General features: G+C 73.1%; 16 protein-coding genes. 9 read left to right on the top strand and 7 right to left on the bottom strand.

Annotation, left to right across the window (positions count from 1 at the left end; genetic code table 11):
- The first annotated feature begins 366 nt into the window (after positions 1 to 366).
- Positions 367 to 4,329 (top strand): hypothetical protein, encoded by a 3,963-nt coding sequence (locus AB0G10_RS29175; protein ID WP_360928567.1) that lies wholly within the window; start codon positions 367 to 369, stop codon positions 4,327 to 4,329.
- Here AB0G10_RS29175 and AB0G10_RS29170 read toward each other — a convergent pair.
- The 7 genes from AB0G10_RS29170 to AB0G10_RS29140 all read right to left on the bottom strand — a co-directional run bounded on the left by AB0G10_RS29170 (position 4,316) and on the right by AB0G10_RS29140 (position 11,280).
- Complete coding sequence (locus AB0G10_RS29170; RefSeq protein WP_360928564.1) at positions 4,316 to 5,335, bottom strand: GGDEF domain-containing protein; 1,020 nt, start codon at positions 5,333 to 5,335, stop codon at positions 4,316 to 4,318. The genes AB0G10_RS29175 and AB0G10_RS29170 overlap by 14 nt on opposite strands.
- A gap of 24 nt (positions 5,336 to 5,359) precedes the next feature.
- A complete protein-coding gene (locus tag AB0G10_RS29165; protein WP_360928561.1) occupies positions 5,360 to 6,205 on the bottom strand; it encodes an EamA family transporter in 846 nt (281 codons plus the stop codon).
- A gap of 37 nt (positions 6,206 to 6,242) precedes the next feature.
- Positions 6,243 to 7,427, bottom strand: a complete 1,185-nt coding sequence (locus tag AB0G10_RS29160) for an ABC transporter permease (protein WP_360928558.1) — start codon at positions 7,425 to 7,427, stop codon at positions 6,243 to 6,245.
- Positions 7,424 to 8,095, bottom strand: coding sequence for an ABC transporter ATP-binding protein (locus AB0G10_RS29155; protein ID WP_360928555.1), 672 nt, complete (start codon positions 8,093 to 8,095; stop codon positions 7,424 to 7,426). Before AB0G10_RS29155 ends, AB0G10_RS29160 begins: the two co-directional genes overlap by 4 nt.
- Positions 8,092 to 9,381 (bottom strand): efflux RND transporter periplasmic adaptor subunit, encoded by a 1,290-nt coding sequence (locus AB0G10_RS29150; protein ID WP_360928552.1) that lies wholly within the window; start codon positions 9,379 to 9,381, stop codon positions 8,092 to 8,094. The genes AB0G10_RS29155 and AB0G10_RS29150 overlap by 4 nt, the downstream gene beginning before the upstream one ends.
- A gap of 73 nt (positions 9,382 to 9,454) precedes the next feature.
- A complete protein-coding gene (locus tag AB0G10_RS29145; RefSeq protein WP_360928549.1) occupies positions 9,455 to 10,183 on the bottom strand; it encodes a L,D-transpeptidase family protein in 729 nt (242 codons plus the stop codon).
- Positions 10,184 to 10,332: 149 nt separating this feature from the next.
- Positions 10,333 to 11,280: a CAP domain-containing protein gene (locus tag AB0G10_RS29140; protein ID WP_360928546.1), complete on the bottom strand. Its 948-nt coding sequence runs from the start codon at positions 11,278 to 11,280 to the stop codon at positions 10,333 to 10,335.
- A gap of 239 nt (positions 11,281 to 11,519) precedes the next feature.
- Here AB0G10_RS29140 and AB0G10_RS29135 point away from each other — a divergent pair, with 239 nt between their 5' ends.
- The 8 genes from AB0G10_RS29135 to AB0G10_RS29100 all read left to right on the top strand — a co-directional run bounded on the left by AB0G10_RS29135 (position 11,520) and on the right by AB0G10_RS29100 (position 22,854).
- Positions 11,520 to 13,454 (top strand): acyltransferase family protein, encoded by a 1,935-nt coding sequence (locus tag AB0G10_RS29135; protein ID WP_360928543.1) that lies wholly within the window; start codon positions 11,520 to 11,522, stop codon positions 13,452 to 13,454.
- 448 nt (positions 13,455 to 13,902) lie between these two features.
- Positions 13,903 to 14,373: a chemotaxis protein CheW gene (locus AB0G10_RS29130; RefSeq protein WP_360928540.1), complete on the top strand. Its 471-nt coding sequence runs from the start codon at positions 13,903 to 13,905 to the stop codon at positions 14,371 to 14,373.
- Positions 14,370 to 15,737, top strand: a complete 1,368-nt coding sequence (locus tag AB0G10_RS29125; protein ID WP_360928537.1) for a protein-glutamate O-methyltransferase CheR — start codon at positions 14,370 to 14,372, stop codon at positions 15,735 to 15,737. Before AB0G10_RS29130 ends, AB0G10_RS29125 begins: the two co-directional genes overlap by 4 nt.
- Positions 15,734 to 16,276 carry a chemotaxis protein CheW gene (locus AB0G10_RS29120; protein ID WP_360928534.1) on the top strand — a complete coding sequence of 181 codons (543 nt, stop codon included), beginning with the start codon at positions 15,734 to 15,736 and terminating at the stop codon, positions 16,274 to 16,276. Before AB0G10_RS29125 ends, AB0G10_RS29120 begins: the two co-directional genes overlap by 4 nt.
- Positions 16,273 to 17,742, top strand: coding sequence for a methyl-accepting chemotaxis protein (locus tag AB0G10_RS29115; protein WP_360928531.1), 1,470 nt, complete (start codon positions 16,273 to 16,275; stop codon positions 17,740 to 17,742). Before AB0G10_RS29120 ends, AB0G10_RS29115 begins: the two co-directional genes overlap by 4 nt.
- Positions 17,742 to 19,790: a response regulator gene (locus AB0G10_RS29110; RefSeq protein WP_360928528.1), complete on the top strand. Its 2,049-nt coding sequence runs from the start codon at positions 17,742 to 17,744 to the stop codon at positions 19,788 to 19,790. Before AB0G10_RS29115 ends, AB0G10_RS29110 begins: the two co-directional genes overlap by 1 nt.
- The gene (gene cheB / locus AB0G10_RS29105; protein ID WP_360928525.1) at positions 19,787 to 20,872 is read left to right on the top strand and encodes a chemotaxis-specific protein-glutamate methyltransferase CheB; all 1,086 of its coding nucleotides are present in this window, start codon (positions 19,787 to 19,789) and stop codon (positions 20,870 to 20,872) included. The genes AB0G10_RS29110 and cheB overlap by 4 nt, the downstream gene beginning before the upstream one ends.
- Positions 20,869 to 22,854, top strand: a complete 1,986-nt coding sequence (locus AB0G10_RS29100) for a response regulator (RefSeq protein WP_360928522.1) — start codon at positions 20,869 to 20,871, stop codon at positions 22,852 to 22,854. Before cheB ends, AB0G10_RS29100 begins: the two co-directional genes overlap by 4 nt.
- The last annotated feature ends 189 nt before the right edge of the window (positions 22,855 to 23,043 follow it).

Below are 23,043 nucleotides of genomic sequence, written 5' to 3'. Positions count from 1 at the left end.
CGGCGTACCTCTCCCGGCGCTCCGGAATCCGTGGCGTTATCACTGCTGAGGGAGTTGAACCGCGAGCGCCCGCCGGACGTATACCCCGATGATCGACGACTCCCGGCGGGCTGCGGCGCCGGGACGGTCGGTCCCCGCGGGCCGCCGCGGGGTCCATGGCAGAGGTCCGCAGCGCGGTAGCGCACTACGCAAATCCGTGATTAACCTTCCACATCCACCACGTGGCAGGCATCGATCCGGGGCGCGAGGGGCGGGCACCGGTGTGCGGAGGTGGGACAGCGTGAGGACGGTGGCGCGGATGCGGCATGCGAGCCGGTTCGGGGCCGCGTCATGTTTCGGGGCCGCTTCTCTTTTCGGGGCCGCTGCATGAGTTACGAAGATGACGAGTATTGGGCCGAGGAGTACGACGAGTACTCGTTCATGCCGCAGTCCGCGGTCATCCAGGAGAAGCACTACTCCCGGCGGACCGCGCCCGACCCGGTGATACCGACCCGGCGCACCGGCGGCGAGCAGGCGACGGCCAGCCGATCCTTCGACGATCAGCGGCCCAGCTGGCTGAACGACCCCGACTTCGTACCGATCGACACCTCGAAGCCGAACCTCGCCGGCGACGACTTCGCCGACGTGGACTTCAACCGTCCCGAGCTCGGTGTCGACTTCGACAAACCGGACTTCCCGATCCAGGACCCGGCGGCCCGGCCCGACCTCCGCCGCGGCGCCGGCGGCGATCGCTACGCCTCCCGCGCCTCGGCCCGCGCCACCGTCGAGAACGACTGGGACGAGACGCCCGCCCAGCGCCCGCTGCGCCGCGAGGGCCGCGCCACCCGCGACGACCGCTGGGACGACGACGACCTGCGCCTGCCGCCCGACGGCCGCACCATCGAGCTGCGAGCCGACGAATACTGGGAGGACGACCGCCGCCGCGAACCTGCCCACCGCGACGTCGCCGGCTTCGACCCCCGCCGCCGCGCCCGCGAGGGAGACCACCGCGACGCGCGTCGCGCTGCGTCCTTCCAGGAGGAGCCTGCGGGGTACGGGCGGAGGGGCGCCCGCTACGACGAGGACGAGAGGCGCCCCCGCGTCCCCGACCCGCGCCTGGGCGATCCCCGAATCTCCGACCCCCGCGGTGTCGATTCCCGCGGCGTCGATTCCCGTGGCGTCGATTCCCGTGGCTCCGAGTCCCGCAACGGGGACTTCCGTGGCGTCGACGAGGGCGACCGCTATGACGGCCGCGGCCGCGCCTGGGAGGACGACGACTTCGGCCCGATCCGTCCCGCGGGCGGCCGCCGCCCGAGGCGGGACGACCTGGAGACCCGGGCGTCCGGCCCAATCCGCCGCGAGGAGCCGGACCCGCGCCGCACACGCCGGGACGAGCAGGACGCGTACTACGACCGCCGCGAGGTGGCCGCCTCCTACGACCGTCCCGAGGCACCCGCCTCCTACGACCGTCCCGAAGTGGCCGCTTCCTACGACCGTCCCGAGGTGGCCGCTTCCTACGACCGTCCGGAACCCCGCCGCGACGATCGGCGCGACGACCGCCGGATGGTGGCCGAGGGCCGGGCTGCCGCTACCGCCGAGGGCCGCGCCACCGTCGAAGGTCGTGCTCCTGTCGAAGGACGGGCGACGGTCGACGGACGAGCCGAGGTGCCGCCTCTCGACGGGGCTGCGAGCGACCCGCTCGACGGGCCGACCATCGGGGTACGGCGGCCGGAGAGCGTCCGCGGGGAGAACCGTCCCGCGTCCCGCCCGGAAGAGTCGCGACGCCCGGAAGAGTCGCGACGCCCGGAAGAGTCGCGACGCCCGGAAGAGTCGCGACGCCCGGAAGAGTCGCGACGCCCGGACGACGAGCCGACGCGGCAGCTCGACGAGGAACGTACCCGGCTGCTCGACGACGTTCGCGATGGCGAGCAGGCGGAGGGCGATGGGCACGGGCGCGACGAGGGCGACGGTCCGCGGGTGGTGCGGCGCGCCGAGGCGCCCGCTCCCCCGAAGGTCGTCAGCCGTTCGGCACCCCCTCCCCCGCCCCGGGTCATCAAGGCGGACCCGCCGGTCGCGCCGAGGGTGGTGGCCGCGCCGGCGCCGGTACCCCCGGCCCGGGTCATCGGTCCCCACGGACCAGCCGAGACGGCTCCGCGTCCGGCGGCGGCCTCGGCCGTCCCGGTGCCGGAGCAACGGCCGCAGGTGGCCGTCTCTCCCGCTACCGCCCCCGTGGCGAGCGAGCAGTCTGTTTCCCCGGCAGGACCGTCCGTTCCGGCGGCTCCGTCCTCCCCGGCGGGGTCGGCCGTCCCGGCGGCACCGTCCGCTGCCGGGCGGCCGACCGTTCCGGCACCGCAGGCCGGCGCTGGACCTCAGCCGGGTACCGCATCGCCGGTCGGCGCAGGGTCGCACGCCGGCGCCGCGCCGCAGCCCGGAACCGGATCGCACGCCGGCGCCGCACCGCAGCCTGCGTCCGCGGCACATGCCGGGGCCGGAACCCATGCCGCAGCCGCGCCGGAGCCGGCGGTAGCGCCGCGTGCTGGGGCAACGCCACACGCCGGGGCGACGCCGCCCGCCGGGGCAGCGCCGCAGCATGGCGCCGGGCCGCAGCATGGCGCCGGGCCGTCGGGTGGGGACGTCGAGGTGCCTCAGCAGCGTTCGCGGAGGTCGCCTCGTACTGCTCATGTGGTTCTGTCGGGTGGGGACGGGCCCTGGGCGATCGTTCCGGATGAGGCGCATCAGGCGCCTGCCGGGGCCCGGCCCGTGTCGCCTGCCGGGTGGGGGCGTCCGCAGGAAGGGGCCGGGGGTGTGCCTTCGGCTGCTACCGCTTGGCCGCCGGCTCGTCCGATGGTTGCGCCCGGCTCGACCGGCGGGCAGGGGGCTTCGGAGACTCCTGTTGTTCCGGTCGGTGGTCAGGGGGCTGCTCCTTCTGGTTGGCCTCCGGTTGTCGCGCCTCAGCCTCTGGGGGCGGCGCCGGGTGGGCGGACCCAGGTACCGGCTGTGGCTCAGCCCGTTCCGCCGGGGTGGCAGCCGCCTCCCGGCTCGCAGCAGGCTTCGAGCATTCCGGCTCAAGGTGGGAGCGGTCCGGCGGCTCCCGGGATTCCTCATCACGGTGGGGTGGAGCTGCCTCCTGCCGCTGGTGCGGAAGGGCCCACCGTTTCGCTGGGGGATCGGCGGATTGCGGTTCCGGTTCAGCCTGGGCCTCGGGACGAGGCGCCGGCCGGGCAGGACGGGGACGGGCGGAAGCAGGGCGGGTCCGAGGACGCACGGGGCGGCGCGGTCGATCCGCCGGCCCGGGAGGAGCCGGCCCGGGAGCAGGCGGCCCGGGAGGAGGAACCTGCGGGGGCGGAGGAGCCGGCGGGGGCGGAGGCTTCCGTCGTACGCGGGAAGGGTGAAGGACCGGGCAGTGCCTGGACCTCGCCGCCCGGCCCGGCCACGACGCAGGCCGCTGCGGAGCCGGACGCGCCCTACATGGATCCGGACGGCACGCTGCACAACCTGAAGCCGATAGGGAAGCTCGCCGTCAGCGGGCCGGATGTGACGCCCCGGTATGCGGACACGGCCTTCGGGGGCGGATGGTTCGCGGCCAAGACGCCGGCGCCGGAAAAGGACGAAAAACCGGAAAAGGACGAAAAGCCAGAAAATGCCGAAACGGCGGAGAAGGAAGAGGGGAGCGCGCCCGAACTGGCTCCCCATCTCCCGCTGACCGCCTCCGACCTGTCGGCCATCCGGTGGCGGCTGGACGGCGCCACGCTGCGGGAGGTCGTCGACGATCGGGAGGCGCTGCGCGAGCTCGGGGAACGGCTCGACGGGCCGCTCGCCGACGAGGCGGACAACATCGTCAAGGCGGGGCTGCTCAGCGTGCGGGCGGAGGTGTACCGGCTGCTCGGCGAGCTCGGCATGGCCGCGGCCGCGAGCCGGCTCGCACTGGCGCACGCCGAGTCGGCGAAGGACCTGCAGTCGGTCGTGATCGCTCAGGCGGAGCTGGCGCACGTGCTGCGGCTGCGCGGGGACTACATCGAGGCGGACCGGCTGTTCCAGCGGGCCGTCGAGGCGGACGTGCCGGCGGCGGTACGCAGCGTCGTGCACGAGAACGCCGGGCGGTGCTGCTTCGACCAGGGGCGGCTCATGGAGGCGCTGGACCACTTCGCCCGGGCCGTGCGTCTCGGCGCGCCGGAGGACACCGACCTGGTGGAGCGGATCGGGGTGTGCCTCGAGTCGGTCTACATCCACGTGATCCGGGACGGGTGGGGGCCCTATCCGCGGAACGGCGCCGAGATCGAGGGCGTCGTGAAGAAGAACGACGCGTTCGACGAGGACACCGCGGAGCGGCCGGTCGTCACGCCGCGGTGACGGCCACGGCGCTCTGCCCTCTGCCCCGCTCCTTGGCCTGGTAGAGGGCGGCGTCGGCGACCCGCTGCAGCTCCTCGGCGGTCCGCGCGTGATCGGGCAGCACCGCGATGCCGATGCTGAGCTTCGGCGGGCCGCAGGGCAGATCGGTGACCGCGCCGACCCGGGCCCGGGCCCGCTCGGCGTAGCGGAGGGCCTCGTCCGGGCCGGCCCTCAGCAGCACCGCGAACTCGTCGCCGCCGAGGCGGGCCACCAGGCGCTCCCCCGGAGAAGGCACGTCGCTCAGCGCGTCCGCCACGGCGCGCAGCGCCCGGTCGCCGGTGGCGTGCCCCCAGCCGTCGTTGATGCTCTTGAAGTGGTCGACGTCGACAGTGATCAGGGCGACCGGGTCACCGCCGCCGGCCGCCGCCCGCACGGTACGGGCCAGCTCCCGGTCGAACGCCCGGCGGTTCGCCACCCCGGTCAGCGAGTCCGAGCTCGCCTGGGCCTCCAGCACCTCGAGCAGCCTGCTGTTGCGTTCGCGCAGGCCGGCCACGACGAACGCGGTCATAGCCATGGCCACGGTGATCGCGAACCAGTCGGCGAGGGCATGGCCGGTGTCGGCCATGTACGAGAACGCCACGGCGCCGTGCCCCGCCGAGATCAGGGCGACGGTCGCGACGGTGAGCCAGCGGCCCAGGAACGACGCCGAGTAGAGCAGCGGCCACAGGTAGAACAGCTGCGGGCCCAGCGTGGTGTCCCGGGTCGCGTAGTTGAGGCCGGTGATGGTGAGCGTGGAGAGCAGGGGCACGGCCGGCCAGAACAGCCGGGGCAGCGCCCGCGGGCGGCGCAGGCAGATCACCCCGATGGTGAGGAAGCCGAGCGCCGCGACCCCGCTCGCCACCAGCTCGACGAGGGGTTCGCCGAGCTTCATGAGCACGCTGGCGACCAGGTTGTAGACGGCGGCGGCCAGCATCAGGTAGGCGACGGCACGGGCGGCGCCGTGCTGGTCGCGTATCCGAAACGGCAAGTCGCTCTCCCTCGGGGTTCCGCCTCATTTTTCGGCGTGCGCGGGCGCGACCTGAGCCGCTCGCCTGCCCAACGTCGCGCCGAGGCTCGCGACGGTCACGAGGACCAGGGCCAGGATTTCGATGCGCCCGAGCCTCTGGCCGAGAACGATCAGTCCGGCGATCGCCGCGGCGGCGGGTTCGAGGCTCATCAGGATTCCGAAGACCCGGGTCGGGATGGTGCGCAGGGCGTTGATCTCGAGGCCGTAGGAGATGACGGAGGAGAGCAGGGCCACGGCCGTCGCGCCGAGCAGGAGTGCCGGATTTTCCGGGATTTTAGTTATCTGTACGGCACCGAAGGGCGCCACGACTACGGCCGCGACGGTGAGCGCCACGGCGAGGCCGCCCGTGCCGGGGACGATGGCGCCGAGACGGGCGCTGAAGACGATGTACCCGGCCCAGCACAGCCCGGCCAGGAAGGCCAGCAGGAGACCCTCGACCGGTGCGCCCGACGTCGCGTCGAGACCGAGGAGGATCACGCCGCCGCCGGCCAGCAGCGCCCACAGGAACTCGGCCACGCGCCGGGACTGCACCACGGCGAGCAGCAGCGGGCCGAGGAACTCCACGGTCACGGCGAGGCCGAGCGGCACGGTCCGCAGCGCCATGTAGAAGATCAGGTTCATCCCGGCCATGACGACGCCGAGCAGGACCGCCGCCTTCCAGGCCGGCTTCGACCACGTCCGCAGGCGCGGCCGTGCGATCAGGGCGAACACGACGGCCGCGATCGCGAGGCGCAGGAAGGTGACGCCGGCCGCGCCCAGATCGTCGAAGAGGGTGCGGGCGACCGCGCTGCCGAGCTGGACCGAGACGATGGCGGCGAGGACCTGGAGCATGGTTCGTCATCCTGGTGTTCGGGGGTGGCGCTTGTCGCTACTCAGTGCGCAAGGCCACCACCGGGTCGAGGCGGCCGGCCCGCTGTGCCGGTACCACGCCGAAGACGATCCCGACGACCGCCGACACCCCGAACGCCAGCGCCATCGACCACCAGGTCAGTGCGGCCGGCACCGGGCTGAGCCGGTCGACGAGCAGCGCGGCCGAGCCGCCGAGCAGCATGCCGAGCACCCCGCCGGTCGTGGTGAGCAGCACCGCCTCGAGGAGGAACTGCACGCTGATGTCGCGGGGGCGCGCGCCGACCGCCTTGCGCAGGCCGATCTCCTTCGTCCGCTCGCGCACCGACACCAGCATGATGTTCGAGACGCCGACGCCGCCGACCAGCAGGCTGATCCCGGCGATCGCGGCGAGCACCCCGGTCAGCACGCCCAGGATGTCGCCGAGCACGCCGAGGATCTGCTCCTGGGTGACCGCCGAGAAGTCGGTGTCCGGGTGGTTCTTCTGGAGCACCGCGACGACGGACGCGCTGAGCTCGCCGATCCGCTCCCGGTCCGGAGCGCGGATCGCGAGGCCGTCGATGCGGGCCGTGCCGAGGAGGCGCTGCGCCGCGGTGACCGGCACGTGCACCTCGCCGTCCCGGTCCACGCCGAGGCTCTGCCCGAGCTGCTCGAACGTGCCGATCACCCGGAACCGCACACCGCCGATGGTGATCTGCCGGCCGATCGGGTCGCGCTCGCCGAACAGGTTCCGGGCCAGCCCGGCGCCGAGCACCGCGACCCGCCGGCCGGTCGCCACGTCCGTTCGCGTGAGGTAGGAGCCACGGTCGAGGCGGCGTACGAAGACATCCGGGGTCGTCTCGAGAACTCCCTGCATGCTCGCGAACGCGCTGTTCCGGCCGGCCCGGACCGTCTCGCCCGAACTGATCGTGACGGCCACCCGCGATCGATCGCCGACCACCCGGGTGACCGCCTCCACGTCGTCCAGCGTGAGGGGCGAGGAGGTGGGTGCGGCGCCGGCTTCGAGCCTTCCGGGTACGACGATCAGCAGGTTGCTGCCGAGACCCTCCACCTGGCGCTCGATCTGCTGTTTCGTGCCGGTGCCGATGCCGACGAGGGCCACCACGGCGGCCACGCCGATGACAACGCCGAGCATGGTGAGGAGGCTGCGGAGGCGGTTGGCCTTGAGGGCGTCGAGGGCCACGCGCCAGGCTTCGGCGAGCCTCACGGCGGCACGATGAGGCCGTCCCTCATCACGATCTGGCGCCGCGCCCTCGCCGCCACCTCCCGGTCGTGGGTGACCAGGACGACCGCCACGCCGTCGGCGTTGAGGGACTCCAGGAGAGCGAGCACCGACTGCCCGGTGGCCGAGTCGAGGTTGCCGGTCGGCTCGTCGGCGAGGAGCACCGACGGGCCGGTGACCAGGGCCCGCGCGATCGCCACCCGCTGCTGCTCGCCGCCGGACATCTGGTTGGGGCGGTGGGTCATCCGGTGGGCGAGGCCGACCCGCTCCAGCATCGCGGCGGCCCGGGCCCGGCGCTCCCGGCGGCCGGCGCCGCGGTAGACCAGCGGCAGGCCCACGTTGTCCTGGGCGGTCGTCCGGGACAGCAGGTGGAACGACTGGAAGACGAAGCCGATCGTGGTGTTGCGCAGGGCGGCCATCTCGTTCGGGGAGAGCTTCGCGACATCGCTGCCGCCGATCAGCAGGGTGCCGGCGGTGGGCCGGTCCAGGCCGCCGAGCAGGTGCATCAGCGTCGACTTGCCGGAGCCGGAGGTGCCGACGATCGCGACGTGGTCGCCCGGCTCGACGGTGAGCGAGACCCCGCGCAGTGCCGGGACCGCGAGGCCGTCGAGTTCATAGGTGCGGGTGACGTCGACGGCGACGATGGCGGTCACGGGGCCTCGTCGCCCGCTTCGACCTGGTCGGCGCCGGAGACCACGATCGCCTCCCCGGCCTCCACACCGGACGCGATCTGCACGGTCTCGTCGCCCTGCACGCCGAGGGTGACCGGGACGGCCTCGAACCGGCCGCCGCGGACCGCCCACACGGTGTCCCGGCCGTCGACGCTGATCACGGCCGACGCGGGGACCGTCACGACGTCCTCGGCCTGCCGGACGGTGAGCCGGACGATCGCGCTCATGCCGGGCAGTGGCCGCGGGTCGGCCGGGGCCAGTTCGAGGCGTACCCGGTAGGAGACGCCGCCCCGCGCCGACGTGGTCGGCAGGAGGTCGGAGGAGCGCACCGTCGCGGCGTACGCCACCCCGGGAGCCGCGTCGAGCTCCACCTCGGCCGCGATGCCCGCCTTCACCAGCAGCATATCGGTCTCGTCGACGTCGGCGGTGAGGCCGAGCTCGCCGGTGTCGACGACGGTCAGGATCGGGGTGCCGGCCGTGACGTAGGCGCCCACCGGGAGGGCGCTGTCGACGCCGGCCTGCGCGGCCGGGACGGCGCCGGCTCCGGCCGCTCCCCCGGCCAGCAGCGCGGACACGTCCGGGCCGGCCGCCGGCCGGGGTCCGCCCCACTGCACCACCCCGGACACCGGCGCCCGCAACGACAACGCCTCCACGGCGGCGTCGGCCAGGGCGTACGATTGCTCGGCCTGAAGCCGCTGCGCGGCACTCAGCGCGCCCACCGCCCGGCTCAGCGACGCGACGCCCCGCTGCACCGACCGCACGGCGGCGGCAGCGGCCTCGGAGGCCTCCCGATACTGCGCCTCGGCCGCCGCGATCTGCTGCTGGAACGCCTTCCTCAGCTCCGGGTCACCGATCTTCCCGGCGGACTCGGAGGCATGAGCGAAGGCCTTTCCCGCGCGCTCGTCGGTGCCGTGACTCACCTCGGCGTAATTCGACGCGACCGGCACCGGAGCGGCCTGGTCGAGTGCCTCCTCGGCGGCGTCCCGCCGCTGCGTGAGTTCCGGCGAGTCGATCACGGCCAGCAGATCGCCCTCATCGACCCGGTCGCCCGAGGAGACCCGCAGCTCGGCGATCGTCCCCGCGGCCGGCGCGGTCAGCGTGGCGGCCGAGCGCGCCGTGACCGTGCCGGGCGCCTCGACGACCTCCTCGACCGTGCCGACGGTGGCCCGGCCGACGCGGATCCCGCTCGGCTCGTCGTCGCAGGAGGCGGCGGTCAGGAAGGGGAGCACCAGAACGGCGATGATCACTATTCGTGGTCGTCGGGACACAGAGGCCACTCTATGTCTCCGGGCGTGAAAAAAGCCGCCCCCGGATCGGGGACGGCTTTCCTCCACAGCCGGATCAGGTGCCGGAACGGCGTCCGTACACCTTCACCGTGGAGCCGATCTTGCCGAGGCTCCAGTACTTCTTGGCGTCCTGCGGGAGCAGGTTGACGCAACCGTGCGAGCCACGCCACATGTCGTGGATGTAGGTGGTGGTCTGGTGGAAGCCACGTCCGCCGATGAACCGCTGCCAGTACGGCAGCCACACCTCGTACGGGTCCGACCACTCCTTCTTGGTCCGCTTGTTGATCTTGAAGGTGCCGGCCGGGGTCCGGTAGCCCTTCATGCCGGTACGGGTGATCGTCGGCTTGACGTGCACCTTCCCGTTCTTCATCACGTACGTCGTCTGGTTGGTCAGATCGACGCAGAACGTGATGCCCTTCTTCTTCGCCTTGCAGGCCGACGTCTTCGTCGACGCCAGTCGCTTGGCGACGTTGAAGGTGGTCGGGCCGGCCAGGCCCTTGGCCGGCTGGATGCCGAACCGCTTCTGGAACTTGACGATCGCCTTACAGTCGGCGGCGGACTGCTTGCCGTCGACCGTAACCGTCCCGTACCCGCCCAGTTTCTTGAGGTAGCCCTCGACCTGCTTCTGGTACTTGCCGGTCGCGCACGACGCGGCAGCCGCCTTGGTGACCACCTTGGTGGTGGCCGCCGGTGCGGCCGCGACGGCACCCGCCGGCGACAGCCCGACCACACCGAGACCACCGCCGACCAGTGCCGCCAACACGGCGCCGGCCATACGTCTCATTGCCAAATCCGCATCCTCCCCAGGAGTGTCGTCCGCACATCGAAGCACAGCCGCCCCACCTGTGACGCCCGGGGAAGGACCGTGACATGAAACCGGTATGCCATCGGCACGCCGGGAGCGCGGTTGAGACTCGGGGAGTAATCCCTGGATCAGCGGGGAGTGGCGAAGTCCTGAACCCAGTACGGAGTGTCGTCGCCGGCGATCGCCAATCCGACACCCATCTGGTCGAGGCGGCAGTCGAGGATGTTCTCCCGGTGGTCCGGGCTGTTCATCCAGTCGGTCACCACCTCGAACGCCGACTTCTGGCCACGGGCGATGTTCTCGCCGTAACGCTTCCACTCGTACCCGGCGTCGGCCACCCGGCTGCCGGCCCGCTCCCCGCGGCGGTCCTCGTGGGCGAAGTATCCGCTCCGCGCCATGTCGGCGGCGTGCCGGTTGGCCGCCTCGATCAGCCGGCGGTCGGCGGTGAGCGAGCCGCAGCCGTGGTTCTGGCGGTTCCGGTTCACCAGGGCGAGGACCTGCTGCTGGAGCGGGGCGGCCGGGCTGTCCGAGATGTCCCGGGCGGTGACCTGGTCCCGCGCCGCCGCGATGATGTCACCGGCCGGGTTGTCGGGCCGGGCTGCGGCGCGGGGGCGGTGAGCTTCACGTGATTTATCCACATTTTTCGGACTTGTCGGGCGGGAGCCGGTGGACGCGTCGGCGCTGTCCGCGCTGTCGGCGCTGTCCGCGTTGCCCGCACTGTCGGCACTGCCGGGCGCGGCTGCCTGCGACGACGAGGACGGCACGGCGGCGGGCGGCGGCGAGCCGGACGACTGCGCGGCGGCCGGCTGCGACGGAGCGGGACTCTGCGAGACCGGATCGGCGGCCGGCACACCCACGCCCGGCGGTTCCTCGGCATCCGGATCCGGCAGCAGCCGCTCCCCGAACAGCTGGACGTCCGGCACGACTGGCGCGTCCGGTGACTGCTGCGCCAGCGCCGTCGCGGTCACGCCACCCGCGGCCAGCGTCGCGGCGGCCACACAGGCCACTACCAGAGGTTTCCGCATGAGTTCGTCGATCCCGTCGGTCAGGGCGTTCCGGCCTTCTCCGTCACGCACGCCGGTTGACCAACGGCCCCTGCCCGGGCCGGTCACTCGGCCATTTCCGGGCCCTAAAGATCAACACCCTTCTTTGGTACGTCGTGAGCTGGGCGAACAGCATCTCCCGCAATACACACGCGTCGCACAATCGCACTGGGAATCGCCCGTATTCCGCCTATCGGGGTAATCCGCTCAGGCGTTATCGGCAACCACCCGGACGGTCCCGCGGTCCCCCGTGCCGCCGCTACTTTTTCGCGGTGCGAAATCGATACCTGGACCTCCTCCGCGCCGTGGCGATCGTCCGGGTGATCGTCTATCACCACTTCGGATGGCCGCTGCTGTCCATCGTGTTCCCGGCGATGGGCGTCATGTTCGCGGTGGCCGGCTCGCTCACCGCGGCCTCCCTCGCCAAACGGCCGGCCGGCGACGTCGTCGTCTCCCGGATGCGGCGCCTGCTGCCTCCGGTGTGGCTGCTCGGCCTGGTCGCGGTGCCGGCGATGCTCTACTTCGGATGGCGGACCGAGGCCGACGGCCAGCACCCGTTCTCGCCGGCGAGCCTGGTCTTCTGGGTCCTGCCGCTCGGCGATCCGCCCGGCAGCGACTCCGGCGCCTTCATCTGGGACGCGCTCTGGTACGTCCGGACGTACCTCTGGCTGGTCTTGATCTCCCCCCTGCTCTATCCGATCTTCAAGCGGGTGGGGTGGCCGCTGCTCGCCCTGCCGCTGCTGCTCATGGTGGTGCTGGAGCGCGGCTCCTTCGGCATGCCGCCCTCGGTGGAGTCGGCGCTCTGGGACCTGTCGACCTACGGCGCGTGCTGGCTCGCCGGCTTCGCCCACCGCGACGGCCGGCTCGGCCGCACCCACCCGTTCGTGGTCGTCACCGGTTTCCTGGCGCTCGCCGGCACCGGGCTGTACTGGCTGGTCCAGGGGCACGCCGAGACCGGCTGGGACCTGAACGAGGTCTCCGAGGCGCAGGCCGTCTACTCGCTCGCCTTCGTCCTGATCGCCCTGCGCTGGCAGCCGCCGATCGAACGGCTCGTCACGAACCCGTCCGTCGACCGTCTCGTGAACCTGCTGAACGCCCGGGCCGTCACCGTCTACCTCTGGCACGGCGCCGCGATCGCCGCGGTCTGGCCCGTCCTCGAATTCGTCAACATGGAGGACCTCGGCAAGTTCGAGGCGCCGATCACCCTCTCCATCACCTTCGCCGTGACCGCCGTGGCCGTCATCCTCTTCGGCTGGGCCGAAGACCTGGCCGCGAAACGCCGCCCCCGCCTCTGGCCGGCCGACCAGACCCCGAGCCGCCCCACCGCCGAACCCCCGGGCCCGATGCCGGCAGGCTGGCCCGAATCCGCGGCTCCCGCCGGCCCCGCAGATCACGAGACGCCGGGCCTGCGCCTGTCCCCCGAGCCGTCAGTCCTGTCCGCACCGCCCGCGCCTTCCGCGCCCGCTGCCCCTTCCGCCTTCTCCGCGCCCGCCGGACATCCCTTCTCCGCTGTCCACTCCCTTCCGGCTTCGGAACCTTCGGCGCCCGGCCTGGGCTCCCAGCCGGCAGCAGCCGGCCCCCATGCCCAGCACCATCCGGCGGCCGGACACGCCCGGCACATCCCGGCGGCGGACGAAGGCCAGCACCCTGCCGATCAGGTCTTCCGCTACTCCGCGGCCGACACCGCCCGGCTCTCCCACACCGCCGGGCTCTCCGCCCCCGGCCTGCGACTGTCCACCACCGACACCTCCCCCGACCTCCGGCTGGCGCCACCGGACGCCGTACCCCCGCAGTACTACGGCCCCCGCCTCACCTCAGCCGCCGACGCCCGGCCCTCCGCCTCCGGCCTCCCCCACGATCGACCGTCGGCCGCCCTCAGCGGGTCCTATCATCCGGCCGGCGACGGGCCGGCCTATCAACCGGCCGGGGACGAGCCGGCCTATCGGACGGCTGGTGACATGCCGATCGCGGGCCGGGCGGCGCACGGCTACCCGGAAGACCCCGAACCGAACGGCTACAGCGGCGTCCCCTGGGCCGGCCACCACACGGGCCATTCCCCAGCGCACTCCGCCGAGGCCGGGCACTCCTCGGCGGAGCACTCGGCGATGCCCTACGCCGGTACCGCACGCGACACCTGGCGACCGGCCCCGCAACGATCAGCCGGCGACCCGGACGACGCCGCGACCATCGGGTACGACGCGCCCTAGAACACCGGTCCCGGCGCGAGGAGGGCGGCCGAGCGCCGGGACCGGCTGTACGCCACGGCTCCCTCCGCGCCCGGGAAGTCACCCCGCAGCCGGACGAGTCCGGCTGCAGCACGCGGCTGTTCCGGCCGGCGTGTCGCGACCATGGACCGCAGCCGAACAAGCCCGGCTGCGGCACACGGCTGTTCCGGCCGGCGGGGACTGCGGCGGGATTGGGAGGGTGCGGGAACTCTGCGAGCCCGGGGACTCGAGGGTGGGAGGGTGAGGGGCCGCCGGGGCGGGAGTGGCGGGCGCCGGGCGGAGGTGGCCGCAGGTGTGGTGCGCCACGGGACGTCGGCTGGTGCGGTCGGGGACGGGCGTCATCCTCGTACGGAAAATGGGTTTGCGGTCCTGGGGTGCAAAGCGAGCGAAGCTCGCGAAAGCGGGCGATCTGGTCGCTAGCCTTTCTCTCGTGGGGGAGGTAGCGGTCGGTGCCCGGGTGATCGCTCTGGTCTTTCAGGCCGGGCCGCTGTTCTGTGCGTTCCCGCTGGACGAGGTCGTGGAGACCATGCGGCCGCTGCGGACGCGGCCTCTCGCCGGGACGCCGCCCTATGTGCGCGGGCTGACCATTCTGCGCGGGATGCCGTCGCCGGTGGTGGACGTGACGCGGCTGCTCACCGGGGAGATCGCGGAGGTGGAGCGGTACGTCGCGGTGCGTGCCGGGCGCGGGGTCGTGGCGTGCGCGACCGGGCCGGTGCTCGGGGTGCAGGAGATCGAGGTGGAGCCGGCGGAGGGGCCCGCCGCGGCGCTGAGCGGCGTGGTGTCGAAGGCGCTGATCGCCGGCGTCGGGCGGATCGGCACGGATCCGCTGGTGCTGCTGCGCGGGGTGCGCGCGGTGCCGGACGAGGTGTGGGAGGCCGCCGGCACGGAGGCGGCCGCATGATCCGGGGAACCGATCTCGCCCGGTTCTGGGAGCTGCTGCAGCGCCGGCTCGGGTGGACACCGACCGACCAGGACGGCGGGCAGACGTCGGCGGTGCTGGCCGAGCGGGCCGCCGCGCACGACATGACCGAGCGCGAATACCTGAACCGGCTCGCGCAGCCCGGCTGGGACGGCGAGACGGCCGAGCTCGCGGACGCGCTCAGCATCACCGAGACCTACTTCTTCCGGCACGGCGACCAGTTCCGGATCCTGCGCGAGGAGGCCATCCCGGCGCGGATCCGGGAGCGGGAGGGGCAGCGGGTGCTGCGGCTCATCTCGGTGGCGTGCTCGTCCGGCGAGGAGGCCTACTCGCTGGCGATCGAGGCCTACCGGGCCCGGCCCGGATCCGATTGGATCGTTTCGGTCACCGGCGTCGACGCGAACCGGCGGATGCTGGAGAAGGCGCGCGGCGCCGTCTACTCGGCGTGGTCGCTGCGGGAGACCCCGGACGACGTGCGGCGGCGGTGGTTCCGGGAGTCCGGGCCGGAGTTCCGGGTGGTGCCCGAGGTGGCATCGACCGTGCAGTTCGTCGAGCACAACCTGGCCGACGAGGCGCCGAACCTGTGGCAGCCCGGCCGGTACGACGTGATCTTCTGCCGGAACCTGCTGATGTACCTCACCCCGGCCGTGGCGGGCCGGCTGATCGAGAACCTGACGTCGTCGCTGGCGCAGGGCGGCTACCTCTTCCTCGGCCACACCGACTCGCTGGGCAGCAGCCCGGAGGGCCTGGAGGTGTGCCACGACGGGGGGACGGTGTACTACCGGCGGTCGACGCCGGCCCCGCGTCCCGCGCCGCCACCTCAGGCCCGGCCGCAGGTGGAGAAGGCTCCGGCCCCGAAGGGGGACTCCTACCCCCGTGCGCTCGACCTCTTCCGGGACGACCGGTTCGCCGACGCGCTCGACCTGCTGACCGAGCCCGAGGGGATCCGGGAGCTGTTGCTGCGCGGCGTGCTGCTGGCGCAGAGCGGCCGGGTCGGCGAGGCGCGGGACGCGGCGCACCGGCTCATGGACGTGGGCGGGCCGCACCCGGACGCGCACCACCTGCTCGGCGTCTGCCACGAGCTGGACTGCGCCGATCAGGCCGTCGCGCAGTACCGGCTGGCCGCCTACCTGGACCCGGCGTTCGCGATGCCCCGGCTGCGGCTCGGCCTGCTGTCCCGGCGGCGCGGCGACGACCGGGGCGCCGTGGCGCACCTGCAGCCGGCCCTGGAGCTGCTGGTGCGCGAGGAGGAGGACCGGATCGTGCTGTTCGGCGGCGGATTCGGGCGGCTGGCGCTGACCACGCTCTGCCGCACCGAACTGGAGGCCTGCGGGGTACGCCGATGACCAGACCGAACGTCGCCGACCGGGTCAGCCGGCTGCGGGACGAGTTCGACCGCTCGTTCGCCGAGCCGGTACGCACCTTCGGCGCGGACAGCGTGGAACTGCTCGCCATCGGCGTGGGCGGCCGGCCGTACGCGCTGCGCCTCTCCCAGGCCTCCGGCGTGCACCCGGACCGGCCGGTGACGGCGCTGCCCACCCCGGTGCCCGCCCTGCTCGGGGTGGCCGGGTTCGCCGGGACCGTGGTGCCCGTCTACGACCTGGCCGCGCTGCTCGGCCACCCGATCCCGGAGCGCCCGCGCTGGCTGGTGCTCACCACCGGCACGCCCCCGCTGGCGCTCGCCTTCCACCAGCTCGACCATCACCTGCGGGTGCCGATCACCGACGTCGTCGAGGGGTCCATCGGCGACGCGGGCCCGCACGCCTACCTGCAGGGGCTGGTACGCCTGCCGGACGGGAACCGGCCGATCGTGGACGTGCCGGCGACCCGCTCTCTCGTACATCAGCTGGCCGGACACCAGCCCACTTCCGAGGAGGCCTCATGATGGCTGGACAGACCTACGGCCGGAAACTGGGCGTCGGCGTGACCGTCACGATCGCGTTCACCCTGATCTCGGTGATCACCGCGGTCATCGCGATGTCGTTCGTGGTGAACGCGAAGGACCGGGTGATCACGGCGGCCACCACGAACCTGGTCGGCGCCGAGGCCCTGGGGCGGATCCTGGACACCCGGCTCGCGGACTTCCGCGGCTACCTGCTCTACCGGACGCAGTCCTTCGCCGACGCGGCCGCGGCCGACCGGCAGCGGTTCCAGCAGCAGCTCGCCACGCTGCGCGGGGCGATGCCGGACACCACGACCCGGACCATGCTGGACCGGGTGGCGGCGGCCGAGGAGGCGCACGCCGAGGCCGTGACGCAGGTGATGAACCAGCGGGCGAACGGCGCCACCATCGAGGAGATCGTCAAGGCCAACGACACCCAGGCGGTGCCGCTGCGGGAGAAGCTCCAGACCGAGCTCACCAGCCTGATCGGCCGGGTACGGATCGACGTGGAGAGCGACCGGAAGGAGTCGACGGACCGGGCCGCCCTGGCCGCCTGGGGCATCGTCGTGCTGGGCGTGCTCACCACGGCCTGCGCCATCGCGGTGGCCTGGCGGCTGGGCCGGGACCTGAAGCGCGAGGTCGGCGCCGCGGTCGGGCACATCCAGAGCTCCTCGGCACAGCTCGAGGCGGCCGCGTCCCAGCAGGTCAGCGGCGGCCGGGACCAGGCCAGCGCGATGAGCGAGATCACCACGACGATCAGCGAGCTGCTGATCACGTCACGGCAGATCGCCGAGTCGGCGCAGCGGGTCTCGAAGATCGCCGAGGAGACCGAGTCGGCGGCCCGGGCCGGGGATGCCACGATCGACCAGACCCGGGCGTCGATGACGGCGATCCGTACCCAGGTGGACCAGATCGTCCAGCACATGCTGGCGCTCGGCGAGAAGTCCCAGCAGATCGGCCTCGTCGTCGACCTGGTGTCGGAGCTGGCCGAGCAGACCAACATCCTGGCGATCAACGCGACCATCGAGGCGAGCGGCGCCGGCGAGTGGGGACGCCGGTTCGCCGTGGTGGCCGAGGAGATCCGCAAGCTCGCGGACCGGACCGCGGCGTCGGCCAAGGAGATCCGGGCGCTGATCGAGGACGTCCGGGGCGCCGTCAACACCACGGTGATGGCGACCGAGATCGGGGCGAAGGCGGTGGACTCCGGCGCCCGGCAGTTCAACGAGGCGACGAACAACTTCCGGGAGATCGTGAAGCTGGTCGCCACCACCAACGACGCGACCCGGGAGATCGAGCTCTCCACGAAGCAGCAGACCACCGCGGTGGAGCAGGTCAACGTGGCGGCCGGCGACACGGCACGGGTGTCGCGGGAGACCGAGGCGAGCGCCGTGCAGACCAAGGCGACCGCGGCGCACCTCACCGCGCTCTCCGGTGATCTGCTGGAACTCGTCGGCTCCGGTAAGCACTGATGAGCAAGGATCCGCTGCGGTACTTCCGGCTCGAGGCGCGGGAGCTGGTCGACCAGATCAGCGCCGGCGTCCTCGACCTGGATCAGCGTCCCGGGCCGGAGCCGGTCGGGCGGCTGCTGCGTGCCGCGCACACGCTCAAGGGCGCGGCCCGGGTGGTGAAGCAGAAGGAGATCGCGGACCACGCGCACGCGTTCGAGGAGATCCTGGTTCCGCACCGGTCCGGGGACGCGCCGCTGGCGGCGGAGGAGATGAGGGAGCTCCTCCGGCTCAACGACGAGATCTCGTCCCAGGTCGCCCTGATGGAGGCGCCTGCTTCCGCGCCACCGCCAGAGAATTCGGAGAAGTCCGAATCGCCGCCGGAGCCTGAACCTCCCGCCCCCTCCCGCGCCTCGTCGTCCGATCTCGACGAGCTCCTGGACGCCGTCGGTGAGGCGAACGCCCAGATGGCACCGCTCCGGGAGGGCCTCGGCACGATGGAGCGCCTGCACCGCTCCGCCGAGACCCTCGCCGACCAGCTGCGGACCGCCGAGCCGGGCACGGTCCGGGCCTCCGCGGTCCGCCTCGCCGGCGAGCTCGGCACCGCGAGCCGCCGGTTCACCGACGCGGTCGACCAGATCGAGCGGGAACTCGACGACGTCCGGGCCAAGGCCGAGGGCCTGCGGCTGGTGCCGGCCGGCTCGATCTTCACGGCGCTGCGCCGGGCGGTCCGCGACGCCGCCGACGCCGAGGGCCGCCGGGTGCGGTTCGCCGCGGCCGGCGCGGACATCCGGATGGGCGCGCACCTGCTCGGCCCGGTCAGCGGCGCGTTCCTGCACGTGGTCCGGAACGCCGTGGTGCACGGCATCGAACCGGAGCGGGAGCGGCTCGCCGCCGGCAAGCCGGCCGAGGGCACGATCAGGGTCGAGGTGGAGCGGCGCGGCCGGTACGCGGTGTTCCGCTGCGTCGACGACGGGCGCGGCTTCGACCTGGCGGCGCTGCGGCGGACCGCGCAGGAGCGGGGGCTGATCGGTCCCGGCGCGCGTCCGCCCGAGGACCAGGAGCTGCTGGACCTGGTGATGCGCGGCGGGATCAGCACGACGTCGCAGGTCACCGAGGTGTCCGGGCGCGGCATCGGGATGGACGCGGTCCGCGAGGTGGCGTCCCAGCTGCACGGCGAGGTGCGGGTCCGCAGCACGCCGGGGCAGGGCGCGACGGTCGAGCTGACCATCCCGCTCACGCTGCTCAGCATGACCGGTCTGATCGTCGAGGCGGGTGGCGCGAGCGCGACGGTCCCCCTCGACGCGGTGCGCGGGTGCCTCAGGCTGAGTGCCGCGGAGGCGGCCACTGCCGCCTCGAGCGGGAGGATTCTGTACGACGGGAGCGCCGCGCCCTTCCTGCCGCTCGCCGAGGTCCTCTACACCGGCGAGGCGGTGCCGGACGTCCAGGGCACCGGCGCCGCCATCGTGGTGGACTGTTCGGCGGGCACGTTCGCGATCGGCGTGGACCGGCTCTGCGGCACGTCCGCCCTGGTGGCCCGCCCGCTGCCGGAGCTGGCCCCGGCCTCCGCGGTGATCAGCAGCGTCTCGGTCGAGGCGGACGGCCGGCCCCGGCTCGTGCTGGACCCGGAGGGCCTGGCCGCGGCGGTCCTGCGCGGGCACGGCGCCGGCGCCCGGGCGGCCTCCTCGGTGACCGCCACCCCGCTGCCGATCCTGGTGGTCGACGACTCGCTGACCACCCGGATGCTGGAACGCAGCATCCTCGAGTCGGCCGGGTACGAGGTCCAGCTCGCCGCGTCCGGCGAGGAGGGCCTGGAGAAGGCCCGGGCCGGCCGCTACGGGCTGGTGCTCAGCGACATCGACATGCCCGGCATCGACGGGTTCACCCTGGTCGAGCGGATCCGCGCCGACCCGAAGCTGACCGGCGTGCCGTGCGTGCTGGTCAGCTCGCGGGCCAGTGCCGAGGACCGGGAGCGCGGCAAGGCCGCGGGCGCCGACGCCTACGTGGTGAAGGGCGAGTTCGACCAGGAAGAGCTGCTGGCCCACATTCGTCGTCTGGTGGTGCGCTCATGATCCGGATTTTGATCGTCGAGGATTCCGTCACGATGCGGCACCACCTGCGGGAGGCGCTCGCGGCCGACCCGGACCTCCAGGTGGTCGGCGAGGCGGTGGACGGCGAGCACGCCGTCCAGCTGGTCGCCCGGCTGCGCCCCGACGTGATCACGATGGACATGATGCTGCCCGGGATCAGCGGCCTGGCCGCGACCGAGCACATCATGGCCGAGCATCCGACCCCGATCCTGGTGGTCTCGTCGGCGGACCGCCAGGAGCTGTTCAGCACGTACAACGCCCTCGCGGCCGGCGCCGTCGACGTGCTGGAGAAACCGCGCGGCGACGACTCGGACGCGGACTGGGGCCTGCGGCTGCGCACCACGCTGCGGATCGTCTCCCGGATCCGGGTGATCACCCATCCCCGGGCCCGGCTCGGCCGGGCCTCCTCCCCCGCCCCCGCCCCGTCCCCGGCGCCGGCGGCGGCGGCGCCGCCGTTCGCCGTGCCGGTCGCCGCGCCGGCGCTGGCCGTCGTCGCGGTCGGCGCGTCCACCGGCGGCCCGGGCGCGCTCACCGAGCTGATCCGGGAGCTGCCGCCGAACTTCGCCACCCCGGTCCTGGTGGTCCAGCACATCGCCGCGAGCGAGCAGTTCGCCGTGGCGTTCTCCGACTGGCTGGCCGGGCAGACCGGGCGCAACGTGCGGTACGCGATCGACGGCACCCCGATGAGCCGGGTCGGCGGCCAGGTGCTGCTCGCTCCCCCGGACCGGCACCTCTACGTCCGGGACAAGATGCTGCGGCTCAGCGACGGCCCGCCGCGGCACTCCTGCCGCCCGGCCGTGGACGTGCTCTTCGAGTCGGTCGCGGCCGAGTTCGGCGCGACCGCGGCCGGCTGCCTGCTCACCGGGATGGGCCGGGACGGCGCGGCCGGGCTGCTGCAGATGCGCAACCGGGGCGCGGTCACGTTCGCCCAGGACGAGGGGAGCTGCATCGTCTACGGCATGCCCCGGGAGGCGGCGCTGATGGGTGCCGCCGCGTACGTGCTGCCGCCGGCCCGGATGGCCGCCCGCCTCGGTGATCTGCAACCCGCCGGAGCCCGGCGATGACACCGACCGTGCTGATCGTCGACGACAGCCTCACCGTGCGGATGGACCTCAACGACGCGTTCTCCGACGACGGGTTCACCACGATCCTCTGCGCGACCGGGGCGGAGGCGCGGGCCGCGTTCGCGGCGGCCGCCTTCGACGCCGCGGTGCTCGACGTGATCCTGCCCGACGCGGACGGCCTGGAACTGTTGACCGAGCTGCGCGGCGCCCGCGCCGGCGTGGTCACCATGCTGCTCTCCAGCGAGAGCGAGGTGGCCGACCGGCTGGCCGGCCTGCGGACCGGCGCCGACGAGTACGTCGGCAAGCCCTACGACGCCGGCTACGTGGTGGCCCGCACCCGCCAGCTGCTCGGCGACGGCACCCCGCAGGCCGCCGACCGGGCCAGCGTGCTCGTCATCGACGACAGCATGACCTTCCGGGAGGAGCTGCGCGAGCTGCTCGAACCCGAGGGGTACGCGGTGCTCACGGCGGCCAGCGGCGAGGAGGGCCTGCGGATGGCGGCCGACCGCCGGCCGCAGGCGGTGATCGTGGACGGCGTGATGCCCGGCATCGACGGCGCCACGGTGATCCGCCGGATCCGCCTCGACCCGGCGCTGCGGGACACCCCGTGCATCCTCATGACGGCGGCCGACGACTACGCCACCGAGATGCAGATGCTGGAGGCGGGCGCCGACGCGTTCGTCCGCAAGCAGCAGGACCTCGCCGTGGTGCTGGCGAAGCTGGCGGCGGTGCTGCGGCAGAGCGCCGAACAGCTGCCGATCGAGTCGCTCAGCAGCCTGCACGGTCCCGGCAAGGTGCTGATCATCAGCGGGAACGACGAGGACCGCCAGGTCTGGTCCGAGGCGTTGCGACCCGAGGGGTACGACACGGTCGCCTCGATCAACGTCGACGAGGCCCTGGAGATGCTGGCCGAGCAGCCGTCGGACTGCATCGTGGTCGGCTTCGACGACGACCTGGAACGCGCCCGGGCCGCCTGCCGGACCATCCGGGAGGTGCCGCAGATCGGCGAGCTGCCCCTCATCGTGACCGGCGACGAGCACGCCATGCTCGACTGCCTCGCGGCCGGGGCCGACGACTACGTGCGGCGGATCGACATCCCGGAGGGGCTGCGGGTCCACGTACGGGCGCAGATCCGCCGCAAGCAGTCACACGACGAGGCCCGGCGGATCCGCGAGGAGCTGATGCGCCGGGAACTCGACGCCGCCGAGGAGCGGGCGGCCCGGCAGCTCGCCGAGACCCGGGCCGCGCTCGTCGAGGAGCTGGAGTGGCGCAACCGCGAGTTGGAGGCGTTCTCCGGCTCGGTCTCGCACGACCTGCGCGGCCCCCTCCAGGTGATCAGCAGCTTCGCCGAGCACATCATGGACGAGGAGGACGGCGAGCCGCTCGGCGAGCAGACCCGGCAGCGGCTCAGCCGAATCCACGCGGCCGCCATGCGGATGGCCGACCTCGTCGAGTCGCTGCTGATCCTGGCCCGGGCCAGCCGGGGCGAGCTGCGCCGGGAGATCTTCGACATGACCACCACGGCGCGTCAGGTGATCAGCGACGTGGCGGCCCGCGACCCGGACCGCACCGTGGAGTACATCGTGGTCGAGGGGATGACCGCGGACGCCGACGAGGGCCTGGTCCGGGTCATCCTGGAAAACCTGATCAACAACGCGGTGAAGTTCAGCCGCAAGGTCGACAACCCGGTCGTCGAGGTGGGCTGGCAGGACGAGAAGTTCTACGTCCGCGACAACGGCGCCGGCTTCCCCGCCGAGCAGGCCGGGCAGCTGTTCCGGCCGTTCGCCCGGCTGCACGACGCCCGCGACTTCCCGGGCACCGGCATCGGGCTCACCACGGTGAACCGGGCGGTGGAGCGGCACGGCGGGGAGATCTGGGCGGAGAGCTCCGAGGGCAAGGGCGCGACGTTCTGGTTCACCCTGCCCCCGTCGGTGGACCACACCGGCACCGAACGCCGCACGAATCCCCGAAAGGCGGCCTGACCCCAGCCGCCCATTCCCGCCGCCCTGCTCCCGCCCGCCCTCCCTCCCGATCTTGTGAAGCCCTGCAGCACCACTCCCGCAACACTTCACAAGATCGCGGAAAAGGGGGCCGGAGGTCCAAGATCGGGCCGACCACTCACCCCCACCACTCCCCGATCTTGTGAAGCCCTGCAGCACCACTCCCGCAAC

It is taken from the genome of Actinoplanes sp. NPDC023714, from assembly GCF_040639855.1.
GTDB lineage: Bacteria > Actinomycetota > Actinomycetes > Mycobacteriales > Micromonosporaceae > Actinoplanes.
The sequence above is the reverse complement of the archived record's forward strand: the minus strand, read 5'-3'. Positions and strand labels throughout refer to the sequence as shown.